Genomic DNA, 1,772 nt, shown 5'->3' with positions numbered 1-1,772 from the left:
GTGACTGCTCCCCGCCCTAACGGGCGAGGCTTCCAAATTCTCAGGCAGCAACCGGCGCGTGGCCGGATTTACGCAAGCCTCCATTGGCAGGAACCGACAGTCCTTCGGCTCTTAGTTTGATAACACCCTGCTGGCGGATATTGATCGCGGCGTTTACGTCGCGTTCAAGCTCTGCTGTACAAGCAGGGCACGACCAGTTACGCACCGACAACGGCAGGGTGTCTACCTTGTGCCCACAGCAGGAGCAGGTCTTGGAGCTGGCAAACCATTGGTCGATTTTGACCAGATGCTTGCCCTGCTCCTTCGCCTTGTATTCCAGTTTCTGAATCAGGCTGAACCAGCTTGCGTCTGCGATGTGCTTGGATAGCTTCCGGTTCTTCAGCAGGTTCTTCACTTTCAATGTCTCGACCACCACCGCTTGGTTTTCGTCAATGAGTTGTCGGGACAGGTTGTGCTGGAAGTCCGCACGGGTATTCGCTAGGCGCTCATGCGCCTTAGCCAGTTTCAAGCGTGCTTTCGTACGTCCTTTGCTACCTTTCTGGCAACGGGATAAGGCTTTCTGCTTGCGTCGCAAATTAGATTGGGCGCGTTTCAGGAAACGGGGATTCGCCGTCTTGTTTCCTTCGGAGTCGATAGCAAGATGGGTTAGCCCCATATCAACGCCCAGCACGGTATCAACGCTATGCAATGGGGCCGGTGTTTGCAAGCCATCTTCAACCAACAGCGAGGCGTAGTACTTCCCTGTTACTGAGCGCGACAGCGTTACGCTCTTGAGCTTTCCGTTCAGCTCACGGTGAACCCGCGCCTTAAGCGGCTTCATCTTCGGCACTTTTATCCAGTTCTCGCCAGCACTCACACTCGTGCAGTGGTAGCTGGATTGTTTACCGTGTTTGCGCTTGAACCTCGGGTAACGGGCGGGAAGCTTCGGGTCAAAAAAGTTCTGGAAGGCTTTATCAAGGTTGATGCACGCTTGCTGGAGTGCAATCGAATCAAAATCCTTGAGCCAATGATACTTGCGAGATTTTTTCGCCACCGCCAACAGCGGCTTAAGGTCTTTCTTGGCTTTGAGCTTCAGGCCGTGACGTTTGTACTGTGAGCTGATGATATGCAACGCCTTGTTGTACACGAACCGCATAGCACCGAACTGGCGGTTGAGAAATTCCGCCTGTTCAGGTGTCGGATATATGCGTACCTTCGTGGCCTTTAACATTTCAGCGCTCATTGGTATGATTCAATTATTATAAGCCAGTAAGGTCATAGTTCAAGTGAGTGCGCATAATAAAGCGTTGCTGTCAGATTACCTCCGAAAACGCCACAGCGTCACCAAGCTGGTTGTGCATCTGATCTTTAGCACCAAGTACCGGCGAAAACTGTTCGACGGCTATATGATTGAGCAACTACGTAAAGCGTTTGATTCTGCTTGCGAGAAATTGGAGTGTGACTTGTTGGAAATGGACGGTGAAGCGGATCACGTTCACCTGCTGATAGCCTATCCGCCAAAGCTGGCGATCAGCGTTATGGTGAACAACCTGAAATCGGTTTCATCACGCCGGATACGAATACTCAATGCCCACATACCCCGGCAAAGCAAAAGCGCAGCGCTCTGGTCACGCTCTTACTTTGCCTGTAGTGCAGGCGGCGCAACTATCGAAACACTGAGAGAGTATGTGCAGAGTCAGAGTACACCAGAATAGAACCGCTACGCGGTTCCCGCTTGTATACCCAAAGGGCACACTGTCCCCGCCCGATTGGGCGAGGGTTTACGCGGAGTT

2 protein-coding genes are annotated in these 1,772 nt (G+C 52.4%); one reads left to right on the top strand and one right to left on the bottom strand.

Going from position 1 to position 1,772, the window contains the following annotated elements:
• Positions 1-40: 40 nt before the first annotated feature.
• Positions 41-1,222: an RNA-guided endonuclease InsQ/TnpB family protein gene (locus DEU29_RS13890; protein WP_208107654.1), complete on the bottom strand. Its 1,182-nt coding sequence runs from the start codon at positions 1,220-1,222 to the stop codon at positions 41-43.
• Positions 1,223-1,286: 64 nt separating this feature from the next.
• On the opposite strand from DEU29_RS13890, the gene tnpA reads away from it, so the two are divergent.
• Positions 1,287-1,694 (top strand): IS200/IS605 family transposase, encoded by a 408-nt coding sequence (gene tnpA, locus DEU29_RS13885; RefSeq protein ID WP_432206887.1) that lies wholly within the window; start codon positions 1,287-1,289, stop codon positions 1,692-1,694.
• Positions 1,695-1,772: the final 78 nt, after the last annotated feature.

It is taken from the genome of Idiomarina aquatica (assembly GCF_004362895.1).
In the GTDB taxonomy this organism is placed as follows: domain Bacteria; phylum Pseudomonadota; class Gammaproteobacteria; order Enterobacterales; family Alteromonadaceae; genus Idiomarina.
The sequence above is the reverse complement of the archived record's forward strand: the minus strand, read 5'-3'. Positions and strand labels throughout refer to the sequence as shown.